Annotated in this window: 25 protein-coding genes and 1 pseudogene; 13 read left to right on the top strand and 13 right to left on the bottom strand. The window is 70.7% G+C overall.

Going from position 1 to position 26768, the window contains the following annotated elements:
- Positions 1-33 precede the first annotated feature (33 nt).
- Positions 34-2433: a M28 family peptidase gene (locus DKT69_RS25375; RefSeq protein WP_109804016.1), complete on the top strand. Its 2400-nt coding sequence runs from the start codon at positions 34-36 to the stop codon at positions 2431-2433.
- Between the two features lie 100 nt (positions 2434-2533).
- On the opposite strand, the gene DKT69_RS25370 is transcribed toward DKT69_RS25375, so the two are convergent.
- From DKT69_RS25370 to DKT69_RS40680, 3 genes are all read right to left on the bottom strand, one after another.
- Complete coding sequence (locus DKT69_RS25370; protein WP_236648335.1) at positions 2534-4693, bottom strand: amylo-alpha-1,6-glucosidase; 2160 nt, start codon at positions 4691-4693, stop codon at positions 2534-2536.
- Positions 4694-5027: 334 nt separating this feature from the next.
- On the bottom strand, positions 5028-5369 hold the full coding sequence (locus tag DKT69_RS40685; RefSeq protein ID WP_109804014.1) for a low temperature requirement protein A: 342 nt from the start codon (positions 5367-5369) through the stop codon (positions 5028-5030).
- Positions 5370-5371: 2 nt separating this feature from the next.
- The gene (locus DKT69_RS40680) at positions 5372-5740 is read right to left on the bottom strand and encodes a low temperature requirement protein A (RefSeq protein WP_161557947.1); all 369 of its coding nucleotides are present in this window, start codon (positions 5738-5740) and stop codon (positions 5372-5374) included.
- Positions 5741-6140: 400 nt separating this feature from the next.
- Between DKT69_RS40680 and DKT69_RS25355 the strand changes: the two genes are divergently transcribed.
- Together DKT69_RS25355 and DKT69_RS25350 are read left to right on the top strand one after the other, a co-directional pair.
- A complete protein-coding gene (locus tag DKT69_RS25355; RefSeq protein ID WP_109804018.1) occupies positions 6141-7337 on the top strand; it encodes an epoxide hydrolase family protein in 1197 nt (398 codons plus the stop codon).
- A gap of 14 nt (positions 7338-7351) precedes the next feature.
- Positions 7352-8428: an NADP-dependent oxidoreductase gene (locus DKT69_RS25350; protein WP_236648316.1), complete on the top strand. Its 1077-nt coding sequence runs from the start codon at positions 7352-7354 to the stop codon at positions 8426-8428.
- Positions 8429-8558: 130 nt separating this feature from the next.
- Here DKT69_RS25350 and DKT69_RS25345 read toward each other — a convergent pair whose 3' ends face one another.
- From DKT69_RS25345 to DKT69_RS25305, 8 genes are all read right to left on the bottom strand, one after another.
- The gene (locus DKT69_RS25345; RefSeq protein ID WP_368666272.1) at positions 8559-9668 is read right to left on the bottom strand and encodes a CapA family protein; all 1110 of its coding nucleotides are present in this window, start codon (positions 9666-9668) and stop codon (positions 8559-8561) included.
- Positions 9553-10143, bottom strand: coding sequence for a tyrosine-type recombinase/integrase (locus DKT69_RS41205; protein WP_368666271.1), 591 nt, complete (start codon positions 10141-10143; stop codon positions 9553-9555). Before DKT69_RS41205 ends, DKT69_RS25345 begins: the two co-directional genes overlap by 116 nt.
- A 36-nt stretch (positions 10144-10179) precedes the next feature.
- The gene (locus DKT69_RS25335; RefSeq protein WP_109804010.1) at positions 10180-10695 is read right to left on the bottom strand and encodes a CBS domain-containing protein; all 516 of its coding nucleotides are present in this window, start codon (positions 10693-10695) and stop codon (positions 10180-10182) included.
- Positions 10696-10698: 3 nt separating this feature from the next.
- Positions 10699-10902, bottom strand: coding sequence for a rhodanese-like domain-containing protein (locus DKT69_RS25330; protein ID WP_109804009.1), 204 nt, complete (start codon positions 10900-10902; stop codon positions 10699-10701).
- Positions 10902-11228, bottom strand: a complete 327-nt coding sequence (locus DKT69_RS25325; protein WP_201749850.1) for a DF family (seleno)protein — start codon at positions 11226-11228, stop codon at positions 10902-10904. The genes DKT69_RS25330 and DKT69_RS25325 overlap by 1 nt, the downstream gene beginning before the upstream one ends.
- A gap of 996 nt (positions 11229-12224) precedes the next feature.
- The gene (locus DKT69_RS25315) at positions 12225-12479 is read right to left on the bottom strand and encodes a Smr/MutS family protein (protein WP_088987488.1); all 255 of its coding nucleotides are present in this window, start codon (positions 12477-12479) and stop codon (positions 12225-12227) included.
- Positions 12480-12551: 72 nt separating this feature from the next.
- Positions 12552-12920 carry a tetratricopeptide repeat protein gene (locus DKT69_RS25310; protein WP_109804006.1) on the bottom strand — a complete coding sequence of 123 codons (369 nt, stop codon included), beginning with the start codon at positions 12918-12920 and terminating at the stop codon, positions 12552-12554.
- Positions 12921-13010: 90 nt separating this feature from the next.
- Entirely contained in the window at positions 13011-13781 is a 771-nt protein-coding gene (locus DKT69_RS25305; protein WP_109804005.1) for an ROK family protein, read from the bottom strand.
- An 89-nt stretch (positions 13782-13870) separates the two neighbouring features.
- On the opposite strand from DKT69_RS25305, the gene DKT69_RS25300 reads away from it, so the two are divergent.
- The 3 genes and pseudogenes from DKT69_RS25300 to DKT69_RS25290 all read left to right on the top strand — a co-directional run bounded on the left by DKT69_RS25300 (position 13871) and on the right by DKT69_RS25290 (position 16923).
- Entirely contained in the window at positions 13871-15508 is a 1638-nt protein-coding gene (locus tag DKT69_RS25300; protein WP_109804017.1) for an ABC-F family ATP-binding cassette domain-containing protein, read from the top strand.
- 38 nt (positions 15509-15546) lie between these two features.
- Positions 15547-15792: pseudogene (locus DKT69_RS25295) on the top strand (hypothetical protein); the annotation flags it as partial.
- Positions 15793-16197: 405 nt separating this feature from the next.
- The gene (locus DKT69_RS25290; protein ID WP_109804003.1) at positions 16198-16923 is read left to right on the top strand and encodes a methyltransferase domain-containing protein; all 726 of its coding nucleotides are present in this window, start codon (positions 16198-16200) and stop codon (positions 16921-16923) included.
- Positions 16924-16948: 25 nt separating this feature from the next.
- Here DKT69_RS25290 and DKT69_RS25285 read toward each other — a convergent pair whose 3' ends face one another.
- A complete protein-coding gene (locus DKT69_RS25285; RefSeq protein ID WP_109804002.1) occupies positions 16949-17959 on the bottom strand; it encodes a LacI family DNA-binding transcriptional regulator in 1011 nt (336 codons plus the stop codon).
- A 143-nt stretch (positions 17960-18102) separates the two neighbouring features.
- Here DKT69_RS25285 and arfA point away from each other — a divergent pair, with 143 nt between their 5' ends.
- The 5 genes from arfA to DKT69_RS25260 are packed head-to-tail and all read left to right on the top strand — an operon-like array spanning position 18103 to position 23801.
- Positions 18103-19614: an arabinosylfuranosidase ArfA gene (arfA, locus tag DKT69_RS25280; protein WP_109804001.1), complete on the top strand. Its 1512-nt coding sequence runs from the start codon at positions 18103-18105 to the stop codon at positions 19612-19614.
- Positions 19615-19652: 38 nt separating this feature from the next.
- On the top strand, positions 19653-20984 hold the full coding sequence (locus tag DKT69_RS25275) for an ABC transporter substrate-binding protein (protein WP_109804000.1): 1332 nt from the start codon (positions 19653-19655) through the stop codon (positions 20982-20984).
- 6 nt (positions 20985-20990) lie between these two features.
- A complete protein-coding gene (locus DKT69_RS25270; protein ID WP_109803999.1) occupies positions 20991-21956 on the top strand; it encodes a carbohydrate ABC transporter permease in 966 nt (321 codons plus the stop codon).
- Positions 21957-21966: 10 nt separating this feature from the next.
- Positions 21967-22791 (top strand): carbohydrate ABC transporter permease, encoded by an 825-nt coding sequence (locus DKT69_RS25265; protein ID WP_109803998.1) that lies wholly within the window; start codon positions 21967-21969, stop codon positions 22789-22791.
- Positions 22788-23801, top strand: coding sequence for a glycoside hydrolase family 43 protein (locus DKT69_RS25260; protein WP_109803997.1), 1014 nt, complete (start codon positions 22788-22790; stop codon positions 23799-23801). Before DKT69_RS25265 ends, DKT69_RS25260 begins: the two co-directional genes overlap by 4 nt.
- A gap of 21 nt (positions 23802-23822) precedes the next feature.
- Here DKT69_RS25260 and DKT69_RS25255 read toward each other — a convergent pair whose 3' ends face one another.
- Positions 23823-24023, bottom strand: coding sequence for an amino acid permease C-terminal domain-containing protein (locus tag DKT69_RS25255; protein ID WP_236648305.1), 201 nt, complete (start codon positions 24021-24023; stop codon positions 23823-23825).
- A 269-nt stretch (positions 24024-24292) separates the two neighbouring features.
- Here DKT69_RS25255 and DKT69_RS25250 point away from each other — a divergent pair, with 269 nt between their 5' ends.
- Both DKT69_RS25250 and DKT69_RS25245 read left to right on the top strand, forming a co-directional pair.
- Positions 24293-25951: a glycoside hydrolase family 10-like protein gene (locus DKT69_RS25250; RefSeq protein ID WP_109803996.1), complete on the top strand. Its 1659-nt coding sequence runs from the start codon at positions 24293-24295 to the stop codon at positions 25949-25951.
- A gap of 174 nt (positions 25952-26125) precedes the next feature.
- A complete protein-coding gene (locus tag DKT69_RS25245) occupies positions 26126-26668 on the top strand; it encodes a phospholipase (protein ID WP_109803995.1) in 543 nt (180 codons plus the stop codon).
- Positions 26669-26768 lie beyond the last annotated feature (100 nt).

The following is a 26768-nucleotide window of genomic DNA, read 5'->3' as shown; positions in this document are numbered from 1 at the left end:
CCCGTGGGCGCATCCGTCACCCGCCCCGTGTCCGTGGGCGCACCCCCCAGCCGCCCCGCCGATCGGGCGCTGGCCCGGCCGCGTCGCCGGCCGCTCGCCGCCGTCGCCGCGCTCGCCGCGCTGCTCGCGGTCGGCGCCGGCGTCCTGGTCGACCTGCGTACCCCGGCGCCCCGCCCGGCCGACGCGCCGGCCGCCGACTTCAGCGCCGCCCGGGCGTACCGGAACGTCGAGGTGATCGCGGCCCGGCCGCACGTCGCCGGCAGCCCGGCCAACGACCAGGTACGCGAGCACCTGGTCGGCGCGCTGCGCGGCCTGGGGCTGGAGACCGAGGTGCAGGACACCGTCGCCCAAGAGGCCGGCCAGCTCCAGCGGGGCAACGGCAACCACTCGATGGGCCGGGTCCGCAACGTGGTCGCCCGACTTCCCGGCACGGACAGCACCGGCCGGGTCTTCCTGGTCGCGCACTACGACTCGGTGCAGTCCGGGCCGGGCGGCAACGACGACGCCGCCGGCACCTCCACCATCCTGGAGGTGGCGCGCGCGCTGACCACCGGCCCCCGCCCCCGTAACGACATCGTCTTCGTGCTCACCGACGCCGAGGAGGCCTGCCTCTGCGGCGCGTCGGCCTTCGTCTCCAGCCATCCGCTGGCGAAGGACGGCGGGGTGGTGCTCAACCTCGAGGCGCGCGGCTCGACCGGACCGGTCATCATGTTCGAGACGTCGCGGAACAACGCGAACCTGGTCGAGCTGTTCGGCCGGGCGGCGCCACATCCGGTGGGCACCTCGTTCGCGGTGGAGATCTACCGGCTGCTGCCGAACGACACCGACTTCACCCCGTTCCGCGACCAGCACGGCCTCGACGACCGCCCGCGCTTCATCGGGTTGAACTCGGCCTACATCGACGGCGGCGCGATCTACCACACGCCCTTGGACACCCCCGAGGTGATGGACCGGGGCAGCCTCCAGCAGCACGGCGACAACGCGCTCGGCCTGGCCCGGGCGTTGGGTCGGTCCGACCTGCCGACGCTCTGGTCCGGGGACGACGCCACCTACTTCCCGGTGCCGGGTGGGCTGGTCCGCTATCCGGGCTGGCTGACCTGGCCGCTGGCGCTGGCCGCGGTGATCGGCGTGCTCGTGCTGGGTCTGTTCGCCCGGTCGCGGGGCCGGACCACCGGGCGCCGCCTGGTCGCCGGATTCGGCCTGGCGCTGGTCCCGATCGTCCTCGCCCCACTGACCGCCCAGCTGTTCTGGGCGGCGGTCACGGCGATCCGCCCCGGCCACGCCGAGCTGCTCGACCCGTACCGGCCGACCTGGTACCGGCTCGCCGTGGTGGCGCTGGCCGCGGCGGTGCTCCTCGGCTGGTACGCGCTGGTCCGGCGCTGGGCCGGGCCGATCGCGCTGGCGATCGGCGGGCTGGCCTGGCTGGCCCTGCTCGGGGTGCCCCTCGCCCTGTTCGCACCAGGTGGGTCGTACCTGGTCGTCGTGCCCACCCTGGCCGGCGTCGTCGCCGGCTTCGTCGCGCTGAACACCCGGATCGACGGGCCGTGGCCGGTGGTCGCGGTGACCGCGGCCGCGGCGGTGGGCGTGGTCGTGCTGCTGCCCACCGTGGTGCTGCTCTTCCCCGCGCTGGGCATGGCGATGGGCGGGGTCGCCGCCCTCTTCGCGGTGCTGCTCGGCCTGGCCGCGCTCCCGGTGGTCGACCTGCTGCACCCGCAGGCCGGTGGGCAGCGTGGGATGCGCGCGCTCCGCGCCCGGAAGCTGGGCACGTTGCCCGTTTGCGCCGCCGCGCTCGCGGCGACGGTGTTCGCCGGGGTGGGGCTGGCCGTCGACCGCTTCGACGCCGCGCATCCCGCGCCTACCCACCTGATGTACGCCATGGACGCCGACACCCGGCAGGCGCGCTGGCTCAGTCACGAGGAGCACCCGCAGCCGTGGACCGCGCAGTACGTCGGCGGGGTGGAACGGGTCGGTGGCGAGTTCCCCGGCCTCGACGACGCGGAACTGCGCTCGGGGCCCGCGCAGCCGGCCGACCTGCCCGCTCCGAAGCTGGAGGTGCTGAGCGACACCGGCGACGCCGACGTGCGCCTGCTGCGGCTGCGGGTGACCCCTCAGCGTCAGGTGCGCCTGCTCACGGTGCACGTGGACGGAGATACCGCCGAGGTGCTGAGCGCCGCGGCGGAAGGCCGGATGAACTCGTTCTCCGGGCCGTCGCCCAACCTGCCGTGGACCGCGGGGTTGACCTTCCACGCGCCCCCGCCACAGGGGATCGAGGTCACCCTGAAGCTGCTGCGCAAGGACCATCGGGTCCGCGTCATGGACGTCAGTGACGGGTTGGACGGCCTGCCCGGCTTCCGCCCCCGGCCCGCCGGCGTCGGCGTGGCCGGCTCGCACAGCTCCGACATGCTCGCGGTCGCCCGCACCTACCCCCTCTAACCCCCACCCCCTCCCTCGCGATCTTGCACTTGATGCCCCGGCCAAACGGGCGAACGCCCGCAGAACGGGGACCCAAAGTGCAAGATCGCGGAAGGAACACCTAGTCGACGGGGGCGACCGTGCACTCGGAACCGGCGGCTTCGACGTTCCACCGTCGCCCCAGCGCCGCTACGTGATGCAGGCGGATCCGTCCGAGTTCGTCGGGGACGTGCGCGTCGGCGACGAGTTCGCCCTCCCGCGGTTCGAGGCCGAGCATCGTGCGCAAGAACAGCAGGGGCGCACCGCTCGCCCAGGCCTGCGGGTTGCAGGCGGTCGGGTACGGCACGGGCTGACGGCCGAAGGACCGGTCGTAGCCGGAGAACGCCTCGGGTAGCCGGTGCTGGGAGTGCCGGGACGCTTCCAGCATCGCCACCGCAATGCGGTTGGCCTCGTCGCGGTAACCGTAGCGGGCAAGCCCGGCGGCGATGATCGAGTTGTCGTGCGGCCAGACCGTGCCGACGTGATAGCCGATCGGGTTGTAGCCGACATCGGCGGTGGACAGGGTGCGTACCCCCCACCCGGAGAACATCTCGGGAGACATCAGGTGTCGCGCGAGCTGTCCGGCGCGTTCCTCGGGGACCATCCCACTCCAGAGCAGATGACCCATGTTGGAGGTCATCGAGTCGATCGGCCGTTTGTCGCCGTCGAGGCCGACGGCGTAGTAGCCGCCCCGCTCGGGGATCCAGTAGTCCCGGTTGAACTGTTCGCACAGCCGCGCGGCATCGGCGCGTAGTCGCTGGGCCATGGCCGGGTCCTGCCACGGTCCGTCGGCGAGCTCGGCCATGCGCAGTTTCGCGTCGTAGGTGTAGCCCTGCATCTCACAGGTGGCGATCGGTAGGACGGGTATCCGCCCGTCGGCGTACTGCACGCCGTCGGGCGAGTCCCGCCAGCACTGGTTGCCCAAGCCCTGCGTGGATCGGGTGGCGTACTCGACGTATCCGTCGCCATCGCGGTCGCCGTAACGGTCGATCCACCGCAGCGCGGCCTCGGCGTTGCCGCGCAACCGGCGCACGAGGTCGGCGTCCCCGGTCCACCGCCAGTACTCCGAGAGCAGGATGAGCCAGAGCGCAGTGGTGTCGGCGCTGCCGTAGTACGGGTGGTAAGGCTTGAGGCCGAGCTGGGTCAGCTCACCCGAGCGGTACTCGTGGAAGATCTTGCCAGGTTCCTCGTCGGTGAAGTCGTTGAACCCTTTCGCCTGATGCGTCGCCAGCACGATCAGGGCGCCGCGGGCGACATCAGGGCCGCAGGTCATGGTCTGGTAGGCGGTGATCACCGTGTCGCGACCGAAGGTGGTCAGGAACCACGGCAGGCCCGCGGCAAACAGGACGACCGGCTCGCCGGCGATGGTCTTCTCGATCCGCATGGACACCAGATCGACCGCCGACCTGTGGTAGACGTCGCGGAGCAGATCGACGTCCGCGTGCAGATGCGGCTTCTCCGCAGCCCACCGGGTCGACGGGTCCTCCGGCCCGTGATCGAACGCCTCGCCGAACCCGCGGACCGCCGGTCGGTAGTCTTCCTCGCCGCAGCGCAGCGGAACCTGCAACTCGCAGGACCACTGCTGCCCCCGCTCGAGAGACACATCCCACACCAGGGCGTCCCCGTCCACCAGGTCGGCCGGCGGGTCGGCCTCGACGCGTACCGACGCCGCAAAGCTGCCGTTGCGATACCCGAACCCGAGTGCCGAGCCGTCCAGCTCGTGCTGACGGACGATGTCCGTGGCACGGTCGCGGCCCGACTCCTTGATTTCGAACAGGTCGGCGAAATCCGTCCCGACCGCCACCCGCAGACGGATCGACACGGGCTCGACGCCGAAGTACCGCAGCTCGACGCGTTCGTAGAGGCCGTCGCCGACGAAGCGCTGCCGGCGTACACCCACCCGGTTGGCGGGCAGGTGGGGCAGGTCCGCGTTGGCCAGGAAGAACGCCGCCGAGTAGGCGTCGACGGTTCCCGAGGAGAGCACCAGCAGCGGCGCGTCGCCGATCGTCAGTTCCCACTGGTTGAGGAACCGGGTGTCGTCGTGCACCAGGCCGCCGATGGAGCCCCTCGGCACGTCTCCGCGGGCGTCGGAGAACATGAACGTGCGACCCTCCAGCACGCCGACCGCGTCCGGCCCCAACTCGGGCGGCATGTCTCGGCAGGCGCCGCTGGACACCCCCGGCCCCGTCGGTGCGTCCGGCATCGGGTCGGCGGGCGTCGGCCGCCGTGATGTCGCGGTCAACCGAACCTCCTCACGTCGTCGGTCCGCCCATGCCGAGCGTCGCTCGCAGCGGAAAGCCGCCGCCGAGCCGCGGTCAGGACCTGTCATTCCGAACCAGCATTCCCGGGCATACGCAGGTCATCCCATGGCGCTCCGCTGCCATTGGACGGGTGTCCCTGTCGTTCCGACTGGCGAGGACGGAAACCGGCGACGGCCTGGAGACGGCATGATCATGGTTCAGCGGCCCTGTGAAAGGCCCGAAGTGAAGGTCAGGGGCAGTGCCGTGACTATTTCCGCCGGAAATACACGAATCGGGGCAGACCAGGGCGTTGACCTGCGACGCAACGCCAACCTGTCACGATGGTCCGCCTGGTGGCGAGGGCGGCGCGGATGGGCGGCGCCGGGCGCAGGTCGTGTCGGCGACCGCGATTGCGGTGAGGACTGCGGCTGCGGCGAGGGCGGCCATCAGCGGCGGTACGAGGAGCATCGCCGGTGCCAGGGCAGCGAGCATGAGCAGTCCGATCGGCCGATCCCGGGACACCCGGCGGAACACGGCGTACTCGAAGTGGGCCCGTCCGGCCAGGAACAGCGCGGGTACGCCGAGGATGACGGCGATCCAGCCCGGTTGGGTGCGTCCGAGCGGATGGGTGATGACGAATTTGTCGCCGACGGAGGTGACGACGATGCCGGCCACCATGACTATGTGGGCGTATGCCGCCGAGAGGGCGAGGCGGAGTGGGTAGGGGATGCTTCGATGGCCGCGGCGAGTACCTCCCCGGCGCGGTAGATGTAGATCCGCCAGAGCAGCACGGTGGTGGCGATCGAGACCACGAACGCTGCGCTCTGGTCCGCCGCGAAGTCGCTGCGACCTAGGGTCAACGCGGTGACCAGGATCAACTCGCCGAGTGCGATGATGAAGAACTGGCGGTAGCGCTCGGCCAGGTGCTCGGCCGCCACCGACCACTCCGTCATTGACGAGCGGCTCAGCCCCGGCGTGGGCCAGCCGAGCCGTCCAAGTCCACGCGATCTGGTGGAACGAGCAGGCCAATCTTCAGCGGCACAGCTCACCCATGGCGCTTTCAGACGCGGCGAGACTCCGGCGGCTGGCGGGTGTGGGCAGCCGACCTACCGCCGTGGTGCGGGGTCCACGCCCGGGCGGACGTCTGCCATTGAGCCCTGCCGGCCAGCGGCCGGCCTGGCTAGTGAGGCTGCCGATGATTGGACTCCTGCCGGACCGCTTCCGTGAGATCCCGCCACGTGCCGGCCGAGGTCTTCATCATCCGGTCGACCATCGATCGGGTCGAGGCTTCATCCGGGAGGTCGACAAAAGTCGGTAAGCCGGTCCGGGCCGGAGCCAAGCGCCAAATCGCGTTCCGGTCCGCCGGTCGCCGGGCCGGTGCGAGACTGGGCGAGTGTCAGCCCAGCCGGCGCCCCGGCGCCGGTCGACCCGAAGCGGCAGGTGTGGGACATGCCGAACGACCAGGAAATCCGTCCCTTCCGGCTCGATGCGCCGGAAGAAGCGATTGCCGACCTGCGTCGCCGGATCGCGGCCACGCGCTGGCCCACGCGAGAACTGGTCACCGATCGCTCCCAGGGCGTGCAGCTGGCGACGGTCCAGGAGCTGGCCCGCTACTGGACGACCGATCACGACTGGCGCGCGTTCGAGGCGAAGCTGAACGCCCTGCCGCAGTACACGACCTACATCGACGGCGTCGAGATCCACTTCATCCACGTGCGGTCGCAGCACGAGAACGCCCTGCCGCTGATCATGACGCACGGCTGGCCAGGCTCTGTCGTCGAGCTGCTCGGGGTCATCGGCCCGCTCACCGACCCGACCGCGCACGGCGGACGGGCCGAGGACGCCTTCCACCTGGTGCTGCCGTCCTTGCCTGGCTACGGCTTCTCGGGCGAGCCGACCGAGCTCGGCTGGGAGAACGGCCGCATCGCACGTGCGTGGGCGGAGCTGATGGACCGCCTCGGCTACACGCGCTACGTCGCCCAAGGGGGCGACGTGGGCGCCGCCGTCACGGACGCGATGGGCCGCCAAGGACCCGAGGGGTTGCTCGGCATCCACGTCAACCTGCTCGCTGGGGCGATCGGTATGAAGGACCAACTGCCGGCGGAGTCCGAGCAGGAACGCGCGGCGCACGACGCGCTCAACACGTTCACGATGGACGGCTTCGGCTACTTCCTGGAGCAGTCCACCCGGCCGCAGACGATTGGCTACTCCCTGCTGGATTCACCCGTCGGGCTGGCGGCCTGGATGCTCGACCACGACACGGACAGCTACTACAAGATCTCCCGCGCGTTCGTCGACGGCGAGCCCGTGGGCGGCCTCACCCGGGACACCATCGTCGACAACATCACGCTGTACTGGCTGACGGGCACCGGCGCCTCGGCCGCCCGGTGGTACTGGGAATTTGGACGGTTTTTGGCCGCTGCCAGTGCGGCCGGCCAGGCTCCTCCGCCGGTCTCGGTTCCGGTCGGCTTCACGACGTTCCCCGGCGAGCTCTGGGCTGCCCCGCGCACCTGGGTCGAGACGGTCTACCCCGACCTCGCGTACTTCAACGAGGTCGACAAGGGTGGCCACTTCGCCGCCTGGGAGGAGCCGGAGCTCTTCTCCACCGAGGTGCGGGCCGCGTTCCGGCCGCTGCGGAAATCCTGAGCCCGCTCGGAGCCGTGCTGCACCACAAACTAGTCAATGCGCCGACGGCGTCGGGCCGAAGCTCTCGTCCGGTCCGTTTCTTCGGCCCGCCCTCCGAACCGGACGTGCAGTCCTCGCTGCATCCGCTCTCCACGGACTCATGCCGGTTGCAGAGAGGATTTGTTGTGCAAGCGATCATTGTGCGGGACCAAGAGGCCGGACCGGCCGGGCTGACCCTGACCGAGGTGCCGTACCCGCACCTGGCGGAGAACGAAGTCATGGTGCGCGTGCACGCGGCAGGGTTCACTCCCGGGGAGTTGACCTGGCCGGGGACCTGGACCGACCGTGCCGGGCGGGACCGCACCCCGTCCGTTCCCGGACACGAGGTGTCCGGTGTCGTGGCCGAGCTGGGCTACGGCACCACGGGGCTGAGCGTGGGGCAGCGCGTGTTCGGTCTGACCGACTGGACGCGCAACGGCTCTCTGGCCGAGTACGTGGCCATCGAGGCCCGCAACCTCGCCCCGCTGCCCGCTGACGTGGACCACGCCGTGGCCGCGGCCACGGTGATCTCCGGACTCACCGCCTGGCAGGCCCTCTTCGTCCACGCCCACATCGAAGCGGGTCAGACTGTCCTGATCCACGGCGTCGCCGGTGGTGTCGGCTCGTTCGCAGTCCAGCTCGCCCGCGAGGTCGGAGCACGAGTGATCGGCACCGGCCGCGCACGAGACCGAGACACCGCGCTGAAGCAAGGCGTCGACGCGTTCGTAGACCTCCAGAACGAGACTCTTGAGGACGTCGGACAAGTCGATGTGGTCTTCGACGTGATCGGCGGAGACATCCGCGACCGCTCCACCGCACTCGTGCGTCCCGGCGGCACGCTCGTCACCATCCCTAGCCCGCCGGCGATCCAGCCGCAGAACGGTCGCGCGATCTTCTTCGTCGTCGAAGCCGACCGCTCCCAACTCACCGAACTGGCCACGCGACTGCGCAACGGACGACTCACCCCGAACATCGGAGCCATCCGGCGCCTGCCGGAGGCAGTGGCCGCATTCGGGCCGGACGCCCCCCGAGTGCCCGGGAAGACCATCATCCGCGTCACCAACGACGATTAACCGGGGCTCCCTCCTCCCGAGTGGACGAACCAGAGCAGACCACGACGTTGACCTGCAACGCAACGCCGACTCAAAATTCCGGAAACAGATCCGGCACAGTTCGGCTCATGACCGGGTCACCAGGCGAGGGTCAGCGCCGCATTCTTAGCCCGGCGGACAGAGCTCCCCGCATGTCGACGTACTGGCTGATCTGCTGCTGGACGCGGGCCAGGTCGGCCCGGCGCTCCTCGGGCGCTCCGACGTCGGCTACAGCGCTGGCCAGGTCGACCACCCGGGCCGCCGGCTGGTACTGCATCCAGGTTGCATGCACCTCGACGCCGCTCACCTCCCATCGGCCGGACGCCTTCCGGGTGAAGGTGAACTCTGGCACCACCGCCTGCTGGGTGCTCTCCTCGGAGCCGTACGTGGTCAGGTTGCCGAGCCCGTACGCCACCCATTTCGTGCCGATCTTCTCGAACGGCTGTACCACGTGTACGTGGTGGCCCACGATGAGGTCGATGTCGGGTGAGGCGAGGAGATCCCGGGCGAGCTGGAGCTGCTCGTCGTTCGGTTTGTTCTGGTACTCCGTGCCCCAGTGCATCGACAGGATGACAATCTCCGCACCCAGGTCGCGGGCCCGCCGCGCCTCGGCCAGGATGGCGTTGCGGTCGGCGAGGTTCGCGACCCAGTCCTGGCCGGTAGGCCGAGGGATGCCATTGAAACCGAAGGTGTACGACAACTGGGCCACCTTCACCCCGGCCACGTCGAGAATGTTGGGCCGCGCTGCCTCCTGTGGGCTCCGCGCGGTCCCGGCATGGCGTAATCCGGCCTGGTCCAACTTGTCGAGGGTGCGGCGGATGCCTGGTACACCCGTGTCGAGGGAATGGTTGGACGCTGTCGAGCAGGTGTCGAAACCAGCCCATGCTGCGGCATCGGCCAGTTCGGGGGGCACGCTGAAGATCGGGTAACCGGTGAACGGGCCGGACGGCTCCGCCAGTGGGGTCTCCATGTGGCAGATCGCCAGGTCGGCCCGGCTCACCACCGGCCGTATCGCGGCCAGGACCTGGGTGAAATCGTGGCCGGCGCGTCCGGCGGCGCGGGCGTCGGTCGCGGCCTGGGCCGTCAACTCGGGATGCACCAAGAGATCACCGGCGGCGACGACGGTGAGCTGGGATTTCGGCGCAGGCGACTGGCTGGCGGTCGAAGCTCGCCCGGGCCGCTTGGTGTCCGCGCGGCCGAGCGGGCCGCCACAGCCAGCCACGAGTACGACCGACAGAAGCAGGACAGACGCCATTCTCCTCACATGAACTAGTTTCGTGTCGTCGCTCGAGGCCCGGGCGAGAAATCGGAAACTCTGCAACCCTCGGGTCACAAACCGGTCGGGTCACGGCAGGCCAGCTCATCACCGCGTCACCACCTGCCGAGCGCCGGACTGCTGGCACAGGGCCGCGTCGACCAGGTTCCGCGTGCGATCGACCACCTCCGGCCACCCCCCCGCGTATGTGTTCAGCGTGATGATCGGCGTGGCGTGCCCCAGCGGCCATCTGAACCGTCTTCACGCTCGGCCCGCCGTGGATCAACAGTGTGGCGAAGTAGTGGCGCAGCCCGTGATAGCCGAACCCCTCCGGTACGCCGTCGACCGCTTCCACGGCTTCCTTCCATGGGTACGCCCACCCGGTTCGCTGGATCGGGTTGCCCCGGCCGCTCGTGAACAGCAACTTCGCCTTGCGGGTCACCGGCTTGCGCGGGTTCGTCTCATCGAGAATACGGATTTACAGTCCGCTGCCCGTAGACCTGGACCCCTCGTCGAACGAAGTCGCGTTGGTGTCTCGTAGGTCGTCGCTGTGGACGATGCCCAGTAGCTGGCCTTCCGGGTTAGTGACAATCATGTAGGTCAGGTGGTGGTCGCGCATGTCGGATTCGATGTCGGCCAGGGCCTCGTGAGGGCGCAGCGTCAAAGGCCCCGGTTCCATCACTTCATGGGCTGGGGTGTCGGAGTCGGCAGCGAGGTCGGCGTGCCGAAGACGACCGAGCAGGGTGCGATCGGCGGTAAGGACGAGGGCGAACCCGTATGGAGAGGCGTCAACTCGGGCGCGGATGGTGGTGATGGTCTCGTCAGGCATGGCGGTGGGCACGTCGTGGCGCAGGCGGCTGCCGGCGGTGGGTGCGTCGGCCCGGGCGCCCTCAGTTGGCAGATTGTGCGCGAGCCAGTCGACCTTGCCGGCGGCATAGTCGTAGAGATCGGTGAACCCGAGGGCTTCGAGCCGGCACGCGGCTCGTGGGCTCATGTCTCAAAGGCCGTCCCAGCAGTAGACGACCACCGGGCGGATGCGGTCCAGGGCCGCGGTCGTCGTGGGGTTGAGGGTTTTGAGCGGAATGTTGACCGCGCCGGGCAAATGCTGGTCGGCATACTCGGCGGTGGGCAGCACCTCAACGAGCTGGGCGCCGGTGCCCAAAAGCGAGCGCAGCCGCGGCAGGTCGATCCGGGCGGCCATCAGCCGGCCCTCCCACCGGGTGGCTGGCGCTGCAGCGCGGCGAGGATCCAGGCGTCCGGTGGGGTGCCACGCAGCCCGTCGCCGGTGGGGTAGACCCGGCACAAGAGTCCGTACGTGTCGCGGGGCGCCGCCGTGGGATCGACGTCGATGCCGTTGACGCGAATGGTGGGCGAGCCGAGAAACCGCTCCGCCTTCGCCTCGGCATCCGAGTCGATACGCCGCACGGTGATGGGCAACTCGACGCCCGCCTCGGTGAGCAGGGCACGCACGTGTCCTTCCAGACCTTCATAGTTGGGACAGCCGTCGAAGTACAGGATCTCGATCACGAGACTATCGTCCAGCCTCGCCCGCAGTGTGCGACCACACCGCCCGCCGGCGCGTGGCGAGAGCCGCCGCGATCTCCTCCCAGCTCGACAAGGTCGAGGGCAAGCCCAGCGCGTGGGCGATCTCCGACCAGCTACGCCCGGCCCGGCGGGCTGCGCGCACGGACTCGCCGAATGTCTTGTCTACAGCGACCGTGGTACGGCAGGTAACCGTCAGCTCTGCCAGAGGATCGCGATTCCACATTCCGATCTTGCGCAGCCGTACCCGGTCGCCTCTGCCGCGAAGCCGTAACGCTGGCGAACCCACGTTGACGCACCTCCCTCGTTGCTTCGATGCCTATCTTCCAGCATCGACCCCGGGTAAAGAGCCTGCCGAGAGAATGTGAAGCGTGAGGGTACGACGGAGGCAAAGCTGGTACGGGAACTGCCCTCATCGCGGACAACACGATTGGCGGGAACTTGAGCCGCCAGAGCCATGTAGCGAGTGCCAGTACGAGATCGAGCACCAGTAGCTGATGCCCCCATCGCCGCATGCACCGCAATCGCCCCACCACCCCGGGCAGCCAAGTGAGCAGCCAACCCGGCGAGCATCAGCGGACGACCACGGACCCGGACATACCGTCTGGCATGAGGACCAGGCGGTAGACCAGCACCCCGGCACCGACTCGTAATGCGTAGGTCACGGAAGGAACACTGAGCCCATGACTTCTCCACTGCCTGCCTACGCGGTGCCCGGCGTCAAGCCCGTGGGCGGCACCGATGATCTGCGCAGCGTCGAGTACGCCGTCGACCAGCTGGCCGCCTTCCCACCGGTCGCCGCGGCGCTCGACCACACCCCGGACGTGCTGTCGGCGATCCGCTTCGACGGCGAAATGTGGGACGAATTCTCCGCGACCCGCGCCGACCTCTGCGCGGAACTCTGGGTCGGCACCGGCGACGGCCTAAGCTGGGAGTTGAGCTTCGGCGACGGCGGCGCGCAAGGTCGGGTAGCCGGGGCTCCTACTTCCAACGGAAGTGGACGAAGAGGCGGCCGAAGTTCTTCGAGTCCTTCTCGACGCGGTGGTAGAGCTGCTTGACGTCCTTCTGGTCGAGGAAGCGCAGCACCCGCTTCTTGAGCTGGCCGGAGCCCTTGCCGGGGATGATCTCCACGAGGGTGGCCTTCTTCGCGACCGCCTCGTCCATGATCCCGCGCAGCGCGCGGTCGATGTCCTGGCCCTTGTTGAAGATGTCGTGGAGATCGAGCTTGAGCTTCACTCCGCAATCGTAGGCGCGACGGACACGCAACAGGGCAGCCACCAGGGCTGCCCCGTCCGTACGCGTGTGCCGTCAGCGGCCGCCGCTCACCCGACTCTCCACCCGGCGCAGCGCCGTCGTGTAGTCGGTGTTGGTCGAGTACATGGCCGCCGCGATGCGCAGGTGCCGCAGCGCGTCGGCGTACCGGTTCATCCGCTCCAGCGTGCGGCCCAGCACGTGGTGCGCGTAGTGGTCGCTCGGGTCCCGGTCGACCAGCTCGCGCAGGTGCTCCTCGGCCCGGTTGAGCTGGGCCGACTGGAAGTACGCCCGGGCCAGCAGCTGCCGCACCGAGGAGTTGCCGGGTTCCGCCTCGACGATCGGCTCGAGCAGCCGGGCCGCCCCGGCCGGGTCACCCGTTTCGAAGAACATGGTCGCCCGCCGGTAGTCCGCCAGAAGATCCATTCGTCCCACCTCCTCGTGTCGCGCCGCCCTTTGTCCGACGCTGACACAAACACCCGCCGTACCGCGAGTGTTCCGTTCGCGGAAGTTGCGTCAGGGCGTCGGGTCGTACCGGTCGCCCATCAGGTCCCAGGCCCGGACACCGCCGACGATTCCGGCCGTGTTCGGGACGACCACCACGTCATCGCCCATCCGGACCAGTTGTTCCGGGCGGATCAGGCGCGAGTTCCCCCCGCCCAGGTAGAGCCGGTCCCAGCGGAACACCGGGCGCAGGCCGTCGACCACCTGCCGGATCCGGCGGGACCAGAACGCGTCGCCGAGCCGGCGGCGCTCCGGCTCCCCCACGTACGTGTCGTAGGTGGTGCCCCAGCGCACCGGGGCGTGCGACAGCTCCAGGTGCGGGGCGAGCACCCCGCCGTCGAAGAGGGCGCTGCCCAGCCCGGTGCCGAGGGTCAGCACCAGCTCGCAGCCGGTCCCGGCGACCACGCCCGCGCCGTGCACCTCGGCGTCGTTGAGCGCCAGCGCCGGGATCCCGAACGCCTCGGCGAGCGCGGTGCGCACGTCGTAGCCGGACCACTCGGCGACGAGGTCCGGGTCGACCTTGCTGCGCGGCCCGGACCGGGTCACGTAGTGCGGCGTGGCCACCACCACGCCGTGGCGGATCATCCCCGGCATGCCGACGGTCACCCGGTCCGCCGCGGGCAGCCGGGCGCCCAGGTCCAGCAGGGTCTTGACGAACAGCGACGGCGGCAACGGGTACGGCGTGGGCACCCGCAGCGGCCGGGCGCGCATCGTCCCGGCGGCGTCCAGCACCGACGCCTTGATCCCGCCCCCGCCACAGTCGATCGCCAGAGTGGTCACCACGCCCGTGAGTCTTCCTCAGCCCGGTGGCCGGCGGAGCGCGGGTCATCGGATCGGCCGCCGACCGCCACCCCGGTAGGCTCGACCTCCTCATGAGCGCCACGTTGATCGTCAAGGACCTCGCTGCCGGGCACGGTGACCGGCTGCTCTTCTCCGACCTGGAACTGGTGGTCGCCCCCGGTGACGTGGTCGGGCTGGTCGGGGTGAACGGGGCGGGCAAGTCGACCCTGCTGCGTACCCTCGCCGGGCTGCAGCCGGTGGAGCTGGGCGGCGTCTCGCTGAACCCGCCCAGCGCCACCGTCGGCTACCTGCCGCAGGAGCCGGAGCGCCGGCCGGGCGAGACCGTCCGCGACTTCCTGGCCCGGCGCACCGGCGTCACCGCCGCGCAGGTGGCGCTCGACGCCGCCACCGAGGCGCTCACCGCCGGCGCGGACGGCGCCGACGACGCGTACGCGGAGGCCCTGGAGCGTTGGCTCGGCCTGGGCGGCGCGGACCTGGAGGAACGCGCGGAGCAGGTCGCCGCGGAGCTGGGGCTGACCGTGGACCTGGAGCACCCGATGACCGGTCTCTCCGGCGGGCAGGCGGCCCGGGCCGGGCTGGCCTCCCTGCTGCTCAGCCGGTACGACGTCTTCCTGCTCGACGAGCCCACCAACGACCTCGACCTGGCCGGGCTGGACCGGCTGGAGCGGTTCGTCGGCGGGCTGCGCGCGGGCACCGTGCTGGTCAGCCACGACCGCGAGTTCCTGACCCGGACGGTGACCCGGGTGCTCGAACTGGACCTGGTCCAGCAGCAGGTCCGGCACTACGGCGGGGGCTACGCGGCGTACCTGGAGGAGCGGGAGGTGGCCCGCCGGCACGCCCGCGCCGACTACGAGGAGTACGCCGACACCCGGGCCGCGCTGGAGGCCCGGGCCCGCACCCAGCGGGCCTGGATGGAGAAGGGCGTGAAGAACGCCCGGCGCAAGGCCACCGACAACGACAAGATCGGCCGCAAGTTCCGCGCCGAGGCGACCGAGAAGCAGGCGGCGAAGGCCAAGCAGACCGAGCGGCTGATCGAGCGGCTGGAGGCGGTCGAGGAGCCCCGCAAGGAGTGGGACCTGCGGATGGAGATTGCCGCCGCGCCCCGCGCCGGCGCCGTCGTGGCCGCGCTGCGCGGAGCCGTGGTACGCCGGGGCGGCTTCACCCTCGGCCCGGTGGATCTCCAGATCGACTGGGCGGACCGGGTGGCGATCACCGGGGCGAACGGCTCCGGCAAGAGCACGCTGCTCGCCGCACTGCTGGGCCGGCTGCCGCTGGACGAGGGGCACGCCGCGCTCGGTCCCGGGGTGGTGGTCGGCGAGGTCGACCAGGCGCGTGGGCTCTTCCTGGGCGACCAGCCCCTGCTGGACGCCTTCGGCGCCGCCGTACCGGAGCTGACGCCCGCGGAGGTGCGGACGCTGCTGGCCAAGTTCGGCCTGCGCGCGGCGCACGTGCTGCGTCCGGCGGCGACCCTCTCCCCGGGCGAGCGGACCCGCGCGGCGCTGGCCCTGCTCCAGGGGCGCGGGGTCAACCTGCTGGTGCTGGACGAGCCGACGAACCACCTGGACCTGCCGGCGATCGAGCAGTTGGAGTCGGCGCTGGAGAACTACCCGGGCACCCTGTTGCTGGTCACCCACGACCGGCGGATGCTGGACGCGGTGAGCGTCAACCGACGGCTGCGGGTCGACGCCGGGCGGATCGCCGAGGATTGATCCGTGCCGGCGGGCGCGCGCGGGGTGACAATGACGCCATGCTCAAGTGGGAGTACGCGCTGCTGGTCCGCCGCCGCCAGGCGGCCACCACCGACATCGGGTGGGAGGTCGTCTTCATCCGGTACGGCCCGGACGGCTCCATGGTCGACGTCACCCCGTACGGCGACACCGCGCTGGCCCACCTGAACCGGGCCGGTGACCAGGGCTGGGAGCTGGTCGCGATGAGCGAGGACCCGTCCCTGCCCGGCAACAACGAGCTGCATCGGTACCACCTGAAGCGGCCCCGGACGACCACTCCGCCGCCCCGGCAGCGGATCCGCGGCGCGGGCCGGGCCGCCCGCCGGACGATCTCCGGCTGACCTGTGCCGCCCCGGCGCAGCCCGGCCGGACCATGCTCGCCGGGGCCGGGGCCGGGGCCGGGGCCGGGCGGCCCGGCGTGTCCCGCTGCGGCGGGCAGTTACCCGGCGAGCGATATACCTGAGAGTCATAAATATGCCTGACCGGCATATCGCTCACTGGAGAGGTCGCCGCTGGGGCAACCCGGTAAGCCGATTCGTTGGCGCGCCGAGAGCGTCCGGGTGCGACGAGGCGGCCCGGGCCGTCGGATCGACGGCGTTCGGCGGGGCGGATCTGCATGATCGAGGCATAACGGGCGGGGATGCGGGTAACGGGCGGCCCGGAGGTGGCTCATGGTCGCGATGGCCCAGTCCGCGCCCTCGGCCGAGCGGCTGCGGACGGTCGACGGATTCCTCACCGAGGCGTGGGCGGATCTGGCCCGGCACGACGACCGGCTCCGTCCGCTGGCGGTCGAGGTGCGCTTCGACCGGGGCGTCGCGCACCTGACCGGCGAGGTCGCCGACCCGGCCGAGCTACGGCTGGTCCGCGACCTGGTCGGCCGGCTCGCCGGGGTGCTCGGCGTCTGGTGCAAGGTGCGCGTGGCCGGCCGCGCCCCGGTGGTGGTGGACCTGGGCTGCGGGGCGACCAAGCAGTGGCCGGGCAACCTGGGGTTGGACATCTACCCCGCGCCCGGGGTGAACGCGGTGGCCGACCTCTCCGGTTCGCTGCCGCTGGCCGACGACTCGGTGGACGTCTTCTTCGCGGTGCACATCCTGGAGCACCTGATCGACTTCCTGCCGCTGCTGGACGAGTGCCACCGGGTGCTCCGGCCGGGCGGCGTGCTGCACGTGATGAGCCCGTGGTGGCGGCACGTGAACGCGGTCGCCGACCCGACCCACGTCCGGCTGCTGGACGTGCAGACCATCAAGGGCATCTGCGGTCAGCGCCCGCCGGGCACCCCGCGCTGGTATCCGCTGCACTCCGGCTGCGACGGCGCCTCGATCTTCGCCGACCTGACCCCGCTGGGCCCGGACGACCCGGCGCCCACCAAGACCCACCTGGCCCGCTTCTTCGACTGACCGCCGATCCTCGGGAGGATCGGCCTCAGGGGCGGCCGGTGGTGCTCTCGCGGGTGGCCAGCCGGTGGGGGGCGGTGAGTTCCCGGGGCGGCCCCTCCCGGTCGCCGTCGAGGCGACCGGCCAGCAGCTCCACCGCGAGCCGGGCGATGCGTTCCTTGTCCGGGGCGACGGTGGTGAGGGTGGGGATGGAGAACCGGCCGTCCTCGATGTCGTCGAAGCCGGCTACCGCTACGTCGTCGGGCACCCGCAGCCCCGCCTCGTGCAGGGCGCGCAGGGCGCCGAGGGCGAGGGTGTCGTTGAAGCAGAAGACGGCGTCGGGGCGTACGCCGGAGGAGAGCAGCTCCCGCATGGCGGCGGCGCCGTCCGCGCGGTGCCAGGCCGGTGCGGGCGCCACCAGCTTCTCGTCGTACCCGATGCCGGCCTCGGCCAGGGCCGCGGTGTAGCCGGCCAGGCGGAGCCGGGCGCTGGCCCCCTCCGGGGTGCGCTGCGAGCCGATGGCGGCGATCCGGCGCCGGCCGAGCCCGATCAGGTGGGCGGTGACCTCCCGCGCGGCGGCCACGTTGTCGACCACGACGTGGTCGGCCGGGCCGTGGTCGACCCGCTCGCCGAGCAGCACCATCGGCATGCCGTCGAGGCCGGTGAGGTCGTCGGCGGTGAGTGCCAGCGGGCTGAAGATCAGGCCGTCGATCATGTGGTCGCCGATCCCGCTGGCGACCTTGCGCTCCTGCTCCGGGCCGCCCCCGGTCTGGTCGATCAGCACCGTCCAGCCGTGCTCGGCGGCGGCGGAGACGACGTGCCGGGCCAGTTCGGCGAAGTACGGGATGTCCAGCTCCGGGACGGCCAGCGCGATCACTCCGGTCCGCCCCTTGCGCAGGTTGCGCGCGGACAGGTTGGGTCGGTAGTTGAGTTCGGCGATCGCCTCCTCGACCCGGGCCCGGGTGTCCGGGCGGACGTGCAGGTAGCCGTTGACCACGTTGGAGACCGTCTTCACCGACACGCCGGCTCGCTCGGCGACGTCTTTGAGCCTGTGCCGCACTGCCAACCCTCCCGGTGTCGGGTACTGCCGGCACTGTACCGCGTCCAGACCCCTTTACAACGTTGCTTACAACGTTGTAGAAACCTGTGGTACGGAGTGACCGCGGTCACCCGGGCACCGGTAACGAGGAAAGGTGGCACCCCTTGCGGAGCGCACAGCTGACGATCGACCCGGCCTTCTCGATCGGACCGGCCGACCGCCGGCTCTTCGGTTCCTTCGTCGAGCACATGGGGCGCTGCGTGTACGGCGGAATCTACGAGCCCGGGCATGCCACCGCCGACTCCCGCGGCCTCCGCGGCGACGTGCTCCAGCTCACCCGCGAGCTGGGCGTCTCGGTGGTCCGCTACCCCGGCGGCAACTTCGTCTCCGGCTATCGCTGGGAGGACGGCGTCGGCCCGGTCGGCGACCGGCCCCGCCGACTGGACCTGGCCTGGAAGACGATCGAGACCAACGCGTTCGGGCTCGACGAGTTCATGACCTGGGCTACCGAGGCCGGCGTGGAGCCGATGATGGCGGTCAACCTCGGCACCCGGGGCGTCCAGGAGGCCTGCGACCTGCTGGAGTACACCAACCACCCGGGCGGTACGCAGCTGTCCGACCTGCGCCGCAAGCACGGCGCCGAGGAGCCGTACGGGGCGCGGCTCTGGTGCCTGGGCAACGAGCTGGACGGCCCGTGGCAGGTCGGCCACAAGACCGCCGACGAGTACGGCCGGCTGGCCGCCGAGACCGCCCGGGCCATGAAGATGATCGACCCGTCGATCAGCCTGGTGGCCTGCGGCAGCTCCAACCGGACGATGTCCACCTTCGCCTCCTGGGAGGCGACCGTGCTGGAGCACACCTACGAGCACGTCGACTACATCTCCGCGCACACCTACTACGACCCGTCCGACGGCGACCGGGCCAGCATCCTGGCCTCCGCGGTCGACATGGACAACTTCATCACCGACGTGGTCGCCACCGCCGACCACGTGGCCGCCCGGCAGCGGCACAGGCGGAAGCTCAAGATCTCCTTCGACGAGTGGAACGTCTGGTACCAGTCCCGCCTCCAGGCCGACCTGGACCGGCGCGGCTGGGTCGAGGCACCGGCGCTGATCGAGGACGACTTCACCGCCGTCGACGCGGTGGTGGTCGGCGACCTGCTGATCACCCTGCTCCGGCACGCCGACCGGGTCGGGGTGGCCTGCCAGGCCCAGCTCGCCAACGTCATCGCCCCGATCCGCACCCGCACCGGCGGTCCCGCCTGGCGGCAGAGCATCTTCCACCCGTTCGCCCTCACCGCCCGGTACGCCCGGGGCACCGTGCTGCGTACCGAACCGGTCTCCCCCCGCTACGAGACCAAGAGGTACGGCGACGTGCCGGTGCTGGACACCGTCGCCGTGCACGACGAGGAGACCGGCGCCCTGGCCGTCTTCGCGGTCAACCGGGGCGACGCGGACCTCCCGCTCGACCTCGACCTGCGCGGCCTGCCCGGCCTGCGCCCCGAGCAGCACCTCACCCTCGCCGCCGGTTCCGCGCCGACGGCCACGAACACCGAGGCCGAGCCCGAGCGGGTGACGCCTCGGGAGCTCACCACCCCCACCTCCGACGGCGGCCGGTGCACCGTTGCGCTGCCCGCCTGCTCCTGGAACCTGCTGCGCTTCGCCCCTCAGCCCTGACCAGGCAATACTTCATCCCGTCCCCCAAGGAGTACCGCATGATCACCAACGAGATGAGCCGGCGCCGCCTGCTCGGCCTCGGCGTCGGCCTCGGCGCCGCGGCCACGCTGACCCTGGCCGGCTGCGGCGGTGGCAGCAGCACCGGCGGTTCCACCGCCGCCGGGAACGGCGGCAAGGACTACACCGGCCCGAAGGTCGACCTGAAGCTGTGGAACGGGTTCACCGGCGGCGACGGCGACATCTTCAAGAAGCTGGTCGAGCAGTTCAACACCGAGCACCAGAACATCGCGGTCAGCGTCGTCACGTACGAGTGGCAGGACTACTACAGCAAGCTGCCGGGGGCCGTCTCCAGCGGCAACGGCCCGGACATCGCGGTCATGCACATGGACCAGCTCGCCACCTTCGCCGCCCGCGGCGTGATCACCGAACTGGACGACGTGGCCAAGACGCTGGAGCTGAGCGAGGGCGACTTCGCCCCCACGGTGTGGAAGGGCGGCCTGTACCACGACAAGCGGTACGGCATCCCGCTGGACATGCACCCCCTCGGCTTCTACTACAACAAGGGCGTCATGCAGAAGGCCGGCCTCGACCCGAACAAGCCGCCGGCCACGAAGGACGAGTACACCGCCGCGCTGGCCGAGCTGAAGAAGTCCGGCGTGCAGGGCTTCTGGGTGAGCCCGTTCCAGTTCACCGGCGGGATGACCTTCTACTCGCTGTTGCACCAGTGGGGCGGCACGCTCTTCGACGGCGAGGTCGCGAAGGCCACCTTCAACTCCGACCCGGCGGTCGAGGCGTGCACCTGGCTGGTCGACATGATCAAGCAGGGGTACTCGCCGGCCAACGTCGGCCAGGACGCCGACTACCTCGCCTTCAAGAGCGGGAAGAACGCGTTCAACTTCAACGGCATCTGGCAGATCAACGACCTGAAGAAGACCCCGACCGTGCAGTGGGGCGTGGCTCCGCTGCCGCAGATCGGCAGCCAGCCGGCGGCCTGGGCCAACTCGCACAACTTCACCATCGTCAAGCAGCGCAGCGCGGACAACAACAAGGTCGCCGGGGCGAAGGTGTTCATCAACTGGCTCAGCCAGCACTCGCTGGACTGGGCCAAGGGCGGCCAGGTGCCGGCCCGCAAGGCGGTCCGGGAGAGCGCCGAGTTCAAGGGCCTGACCGAGGTCAACGCGCTCGCCCCGGAGCTGGAGTACGCGGCCTTCCCGCCGGCCACCCCGGGCCTCGGCGAGGTGATGACCACCTTCTACAACGCCTTCAACGAGGCGGCGCTGGGCAAGAAGTCGCCGAAGCAGGCGCTGGACGACGGGGTGGCCAAGGCGAACAAGCAGCTCGAGGACAACCGCAAGAAGTACGGGAGCTGATCCGTCGTGGCGGACGTGATCGAGGTCGGGGCGGCGCGCGGTGACGCGCCGCCCCCGGCGGGCGGCCGGCTCCGCCGGCGGGGCGCCACCGAGCGGGGGCACCGGGCCACCCCGTACCTCTTCCTCGCGCCGTACCTGGTCCTGTTCGGCGTCTTCGGGCTGGCGCCGATCCTCTTCGGGGTGTGGATCAGCCTGCACCAGTGGGACCTCCAGCTGCCGAACCGGCCGTTCATCGGGCTGGGCAACTACCGCGACCTGTTCTCCAGCGACTCGGCGATCTACGGGGACTGGTGGTCCAGCGTCCGGGCCACCGCGATCTTCACCGTCCTGTCGGTGCCGCTGCTGGTGGTCGTACCGCTGGGGTTGGCGCTGCTGCTGAACCGGTCGTTCCCCGGACGGACGTTCTTCCGGGCGGCGTTCTTCGCCCCGTACGTGCTGGGCGTCGCGGTGATCGGCCTGCTCTGGCGCTTCCTGCTCGACGCGAACCTGGGCCTGGTCAACCGGCTGCTCGGGGCGGTCGGCCTGCCCTCGGACACCCCGTGGGTGACGGACGTGCCGTGGGCCTGGGTGTCGCTGGTGGGGGTGACGGTCTGGTGGACCTGCGGCTTCAACGCGGTGATCTACCTGGCCGGCCTCCAGGACATCCCGGCGGAGCTGTACGAGGCGGCGCGGGTCGACGGCGCGAACGGCTGGGACCGATTCCGGCACGTCACGCTCCCCGGGCTGCGCCCGGTGCTGCTCTTCGTGCTGACCACCACGATCCTCGCCTCGGCGAACGTCTTCGGGCAGGCGTTCCTGATCACCCAGGGCGCGCCGGGCGAGCAGACCCGGACGGTGGTCTGGCGGATCGTGGACGAGGGGCTGCGCGACTACGACGCGGGCCGGGCGGCCGCGATGAGTGTGCTCTTCGCGCTGATGCTGGCGGTGGTCAGCATCGTCAACTTCCGGCTGTTCCGCTACCGGGAAGACTGAGGGGGCGACGATGACGAGTCTGCGCCGCGGCGTGCGCTACGCCGTGCTGCTGCTGATCACCGCGGTCTTCGTGACCCCGGTGGTCTGGATGCTGCTCACCTCGCTGAAGACGTACGCCGACGCGCAGCAGGACCCGCCGAGCTGGCTGCCGAATCCGTTCTCCACGTACGGCTACGACGCGATCATCAACAACACCGCGAACCCGGTGCTGCGCTGGTTCGTCAACAGCATGCTGGCGGCCACCCTGCACACGCTGCTGGTGCTGGTCACCGCGTCGATGGCCGCGTACGCCCTGGCCCGGCTGCGGTTCCACGGCCGGCGGCTGAGCTTCGCGCTGATCGTGGGCACGCTGTTCCTGCCGCCCACCTCGCTGATCATCCCGAACTTCGTGATCGCCGAGCGGCTGGACTGGATCGACACGCTGACCGTGGTGGTGGTGCCGGGGGCGGCGAGCGCGTTCGGGGTGTTCTTCCTGCGGCAGTTCTTCCTCTCCATCCCCCGGGAGCTGGAGGAGGCCGCGGTGCTGGACGGCGCGAACCACTGGCAGGTCTTCACCCGGGTGCTGCTGCCGCTGTCGAAGCCGGCGCTGGCGACCCTGGCGGTGCTGTCGTTCCTGACCAACTGGAACGACTTCCTCTGGCCGGTCTACGTGCTGTTCAGCCCGGAGCGGCTGACCCTGCCGGCGGGCCTGGGCCTGCTCCAGGGCGCCTACGTGACCGACTACCCGGTGATCATGGCCGGGGCGATGCTGGCCAGCGTGCCGGTGCTGATCCTCTTCGTGCTCGCGCAGCGCCACGTCATCCAGGGCGTCTCCCGCAGCGGCCTGAAGGGATGATCTCCGGCAGGACCCGGCGACGCGGCGCGGCGGCCCTGGCCGCCGCGCTGCTCGTCGCGGGTTGCGGCAGCACACCAGCCCCTTCGGGTACGGGAGACCAGACGCGCATGTTCACCAACCCGGTGGTCCGGACCGACGCCCCCGATCCGCAGGCGATCCGGGTGGCCGACACCTGGTACCTGTTCCACACCAACAGCGGCGGCCGGAACGTCCCGGTGCTCACCTCCCCCGACCTGGTGGAGTGGAGCGAGGCCGGGGACGCCCTGCCGGAGCTGCCCGGCTGGGCCGACGCCGGGAAGACCTGGGCGCCCGAGGTGATCCAGCTCGCCCCCGACCGGTTCGTGCTCTACTACACCGTCGCCGACCGGGCGTCGGGGCGGCAGTGCGTCGGCCGGGCGGTCGCGGACCGGCCGCTCGGGCCGTACCGGGACGACTCGACCGCCGCGCTGGTCTGCCAGGCGGAGCTGGGCGGGTCGATCGACGCCAGCCCGTACCGGGACGCCGACGGCAGCCTGTGGCTGCTGTGGAAGAACGACGGCAACGCGATCGGGGTGGACACCTGGCTCTGGTCGCAGCGGCTGAGCGCCGACGGGCTGCGCCCGGTCGGCGAGCCGGCGAAGCTGCTCAAGCAGACCGAGCCGTGGGAGGGCACCCTGGTCGAGGGGCCGTTCTTCCATCGGCACGACGGGCAGCTGTACCTCTTCTTCGCCGCCAACGCCTACGACAGGGACACGTACGCCGAGGGCTACGCGGTCTGCGACTCGCCGACCGGCCCGTGCGTGAAGGCGCCCGAGAACCCCGTCCTGAAGACCAACGCGGTCGCCTCCGGCCCCGGCCACGCCTCGATCGTGGCGAAGGACGGGCGGACCTGGCTGCTCTACCACGCCTGGCCGCCCGGCCAGGAGGGCAGCACCGACCCCGGCCGCCAGGTCTGGCTCGACGAGGTGGTCTGGGAGAACGGCAAGCCGGTCGTCAAGGGCCCCACCGCCGCCCCTCAGCCGAGGCCCTGACCGGGACCTCAATCCCACAGCTCACACGACGGCGCGCTCGGGAGGAGACTGGGCGGCCTCGCGCCGGGCCAGCCGGTTGCGCCGGTGGCCGTAGCCGAAGTAGATGATCCCGCCGAGCAGCATCCAGGCCAGGAACCGGAGCCAGGTCTCCACCGACAGGTTGGGCATCAGGTAGAGGCAGGCCAGCGCCGAGACGATCGGCAGCACCGGGGAGAACGGCACCTTGAACGGCCGCTCCAGGTCGGGGCGCTTGCGGCACAGGAACCATGACGGTGCGTGTCGGGAAGGCCACGTTCGGCGGTGTGGGCCGGCTCACGGGTCGCACGTTCGGCCCGACCTGCGCGTCGATCCGTCCGGAGGTCTTGCGCCGTCCGGGGAATGGTGAAAGTTTCCTACCGACGACAGATAAAGTGCGGCGCTTCTTGCCGGATGCGCCCGGCGTCCGTCGTCGACCGACATCTGCCCCGGGAGCCCAAGAAGGGACGCACCGCATGAAGGCAACTCGGCTCAGAGCCGCCGGGCTGGCCGTGGCGCTGCTCGGCGCGCTCGTCGCCGCCACGCCCGCGAGCGCCGCGGAAAGCGACGCGGCGACCGACCCGTTGACCACCTGCACCACCGACCCGGCCACACCCAAGCGTCAGTTCCGGGCGATGTGGATCGCGTCGGTGACGAACATCGACTGGCCCAGCAAGGCGTCCCAGACCGCGCCCGACCAGGTCGCCAAGCAGAAGGCGGAGTACCTGGGCTGGCTCGACCTGGCCCAGAAGCTCAACCACAACGCCGTCGTGGTCCAGGTCCGCCCGACCGCCGACGCGTTCTGGCCGTCGCCGTACGAGCCCTGGTCGGAGTACCTGACCGGGGTGCGCGGCCAGGACCCGGGCTGGGACCCGCTGGCCTTCCTGGTGGCGGAGTCGCACAAGCGGAACCTGGAGTTCCACGCCTGGCTCAACCCGTACCGCGTCTCCATGCCGGCGCCCGGCGGGGCCGGCGCCGACCTGGCGAAGCTCGCACCGAACCACCCGGCCCGGCAGCACCCGGACTGGGTCTTCGCCTACCCGCCGGCCGGGGTGGCCGGCAGCCGGCTCTACTACAACCCCGGCATCCCGGAGGTCCGCGAGTTCGTCCAGACCGCGATGATGGACGCGGTCAACCGGTACGACATCGACGGCGTGCACTTCGACGACTACTTCTACCCCTACCCGAGCGGCACGTACCAGGTGCCGGACGACGCCACCTTCGCCCAGTACAACCGCGGCTTCACCGACCGGGCCGACTGGCGGCGGGACAACATCAACCTGCTGATCCAGGAGATGAACGCCAAGATCAAGGCGGCCAAGCCGTGGGTGAAGTTCGGCGTCAGCCCGTTCGGCATCTGGCGCAACAAGTCCGCCGACCCGAACGGCTCGGACACCACCGGCTCGCAGTCGTACGACATCATCTCCGCCGACACCCGCAAGTGGGTCAAGGAGGAGTGGATCGACTACGTGGTGCCGCAGCTCTACTGGTACATCGGCCAGTACCCGGCCGCCGACTACGCCCGGCTGGTGCCGTGGTGGGCGGAGACCGTGCGCGGCACCCGGGTGCAGCTCTACATCGGACAGGCCGACTACAAGAGCGGTGAGCCGGCGTACGGGCCGTTCTGGCAGAACCCGCGGGAGCTGTCGGACCACCTGACGCTCAACCGGTCGTACCCGGAGGTGCTCGGCAACGTGCACTTCTCCGCGGTGCAGGTGCGGGCGAACCGGCTCGGGGCCACCGACATCTACGCCGCCGAGCACTACTCCCGCCCGGCGCTGGTGCCGGCCATGGCGCAGCTGCCGGCGCAGCCGCTGCTCGCCCCGGTGATCACCGGCGCCGAGCGGCAGGCCGACGGGGTCCACCTCACCTGGCGGCAGCCGGCGGACGATGCCGGCCCGCTCGGCGCCGCCACCTCGTACGCGATCTACCGGTTCGACGGGACCGGCATCGCCGACCGCTGCGACTTCGCCGACGCGTCGCACCTGGTCGCCACCGTGCGGGGCGACGCGGGCGACGTGCAGTCCTGGATGGACAGCACCGCCGAGGCGGGCCAGCGCTACACGTACCACGTGACCGCGCTGGACCGGATCTGGAACGAGGGGCCGGCCAGCCCGCCGCGCTTCGTACGCTGACCCGTCGGACGGAATGCCCCGGACGCCCCCGGCGTCCGGGGCATTGGTCTGTTTGGACGTATGTCACCAACAGTTCGCGCCGAGCATCGCGCGACGTTCCGCCGTCGATCGACACTGATCGACATCCGGTGACCCGCCGGTAACCGCCGTACCGCACACCCCGCGGAGGTAACCGTGTCCAGACGCCTCGCCACCGTCCTCATCTCCGGCACGTTCGCGCTGCTCACCGCGCTGGGCGTGGCCTCCCCCGCGTCCGCCGCGGTGAGCACCGAGCAGAAGCTCTCGGTGCTCTCCAGCTGGACCCAGACCAGCGCCACCAGCTACAACGCCTGGAACGCCGGCCGTCTGAACAAGGCCGCCTGGTCGGAGTACGCCTTCGACTGGTCGACCGACTACTGCTCCTCCAGCCCGGACAACCCGCTCGGCTTCAACTTCAGCCTCTCCTGCTACCGGCACGACTTCGGCTACCGCAACTACAAGGCGATGGGCCGGTTCTCCGCGAACAAGTCCCGCCTGGACAGCGCCTTCTACGCGGACCTGAAGCGGGTCTGCGCCACGTACAACGTCGTGGTCCGGCCGGCCTGCTACAGCCTGGCCTGGACCTACTACGAGGCGGTCAACGTCTTCGGCTCGGTCGCCGCCGTGCGGCAGTCCGACATCGACCGCGCCGCCCGGATGAAGGCCGACGCCGAACACCGCGCCGCCACCCGTTCCTGACCCACCCACCCGCTCTTGTCGATCAAGAGGTTCGCGTCCGGGTCGAGCTGGCTTCCGACGCGAACCTCTTGACCAAAGCAACAAGGGGTGGGCGGTCAGG

The organism is Micromonospora sicca (genome assembly GCF_003172935.1).
Lineage (GTDB): Bacteria > Actinomycetota > Actinomycetes > Mycobacteriales > Micromonosporaceae > Micromonospora > Micromonospora sicca.
This window is presented reverse-complemented; position numbering and strand designations above follow the sequence as displayed.

What these genes read in the sequence shown, in the direction of transcription:
- DKT69_RS40685 (WP_109804014.1), bottom strand. Translation starts at nt 5,369, where the DNA reads ATGGTGGCCGGCATCGTCGTCACCTCCGTCGGCGACAAATTCGTCATC.
- DKT69_RS25355 (WP_109804018.1), top strand. Translation starts at nt 6,141, where the DNA reads ATGCCGAACGACCAGGAAATCCGTCCCTTCCGGCTCGATGCGCCGGAA.
- DKT69_RS25335 (WP_109804010.1), bottom strand. Translation starts at nt 10,695, where the DNA reads ATGAGCCCACGAGCCGCGTGCCGGCTCGAAGCCCTCGGGTTCACCGAT.
- DKT69_RS25330 (WP_109804009.1), bottom strand. Translation starts at nt 10,902, where the DNA reads ATGGCCGCCCGGATCGACCTGCCGCGGCTGCGCTCGCTTTTGGGCACC.
- DKT69_RS25310 (WP_109804006.1), bottom strand. Translation starts at nt 12,920, where the DNA reads ATGGATCTTCTGGCGGACTACCGGCGGGCGACCATGTTCTTCGAAACG.
- DKT69_RS25300 (WP_109804017.1), top strand. Translation starts at nt 13,871, where the DNA reads ATGAGCGCCACGTTGATCGTCAAGGACCTCGCTGCCGGGCACGGTGAC.
- DKT69_RS25290 (WP_109804003.1), top strand. Translation starts at nt 16,198, where the DNA reads ATGGTCGCGATGGCCCAGTCCGCGCCCTCGGCCGAGCGGCTGCGGACG.
- DKT69_RS25275 (WP_109804000.1), top strand. Translation starts at nt 19,653, where the DNA reads ATGATCACCAACGAGATGAGCCGGCGCCGCCTGCTCGGCCTCGGCGTC.
- DKT69_RS25265 (WP_109803998.1), top strand. Translation starts at nt 21,967, where the DNA reads ATGACGAGTCTGCGCCGCGGCGTGCGCTACGCCGTGCTGCTGCTGATC.
- DKT69_RS25260 (WP_109803997.1), top strand. Translation starts at nt 22,788, where the DNA reads ATGATCTCCGGCAGGACCCGGCGACGCGGCGCGGCGGCCCTGGCCGCC.
- DKT69_RS25250 (WP_109803996.1), top strand. Translation starts at nt 24,293, where the DNA reads ATGAAGGCAACTCGGCTCAGAGCCGCCGGGCTGGCCGTGGCGCTGCTC.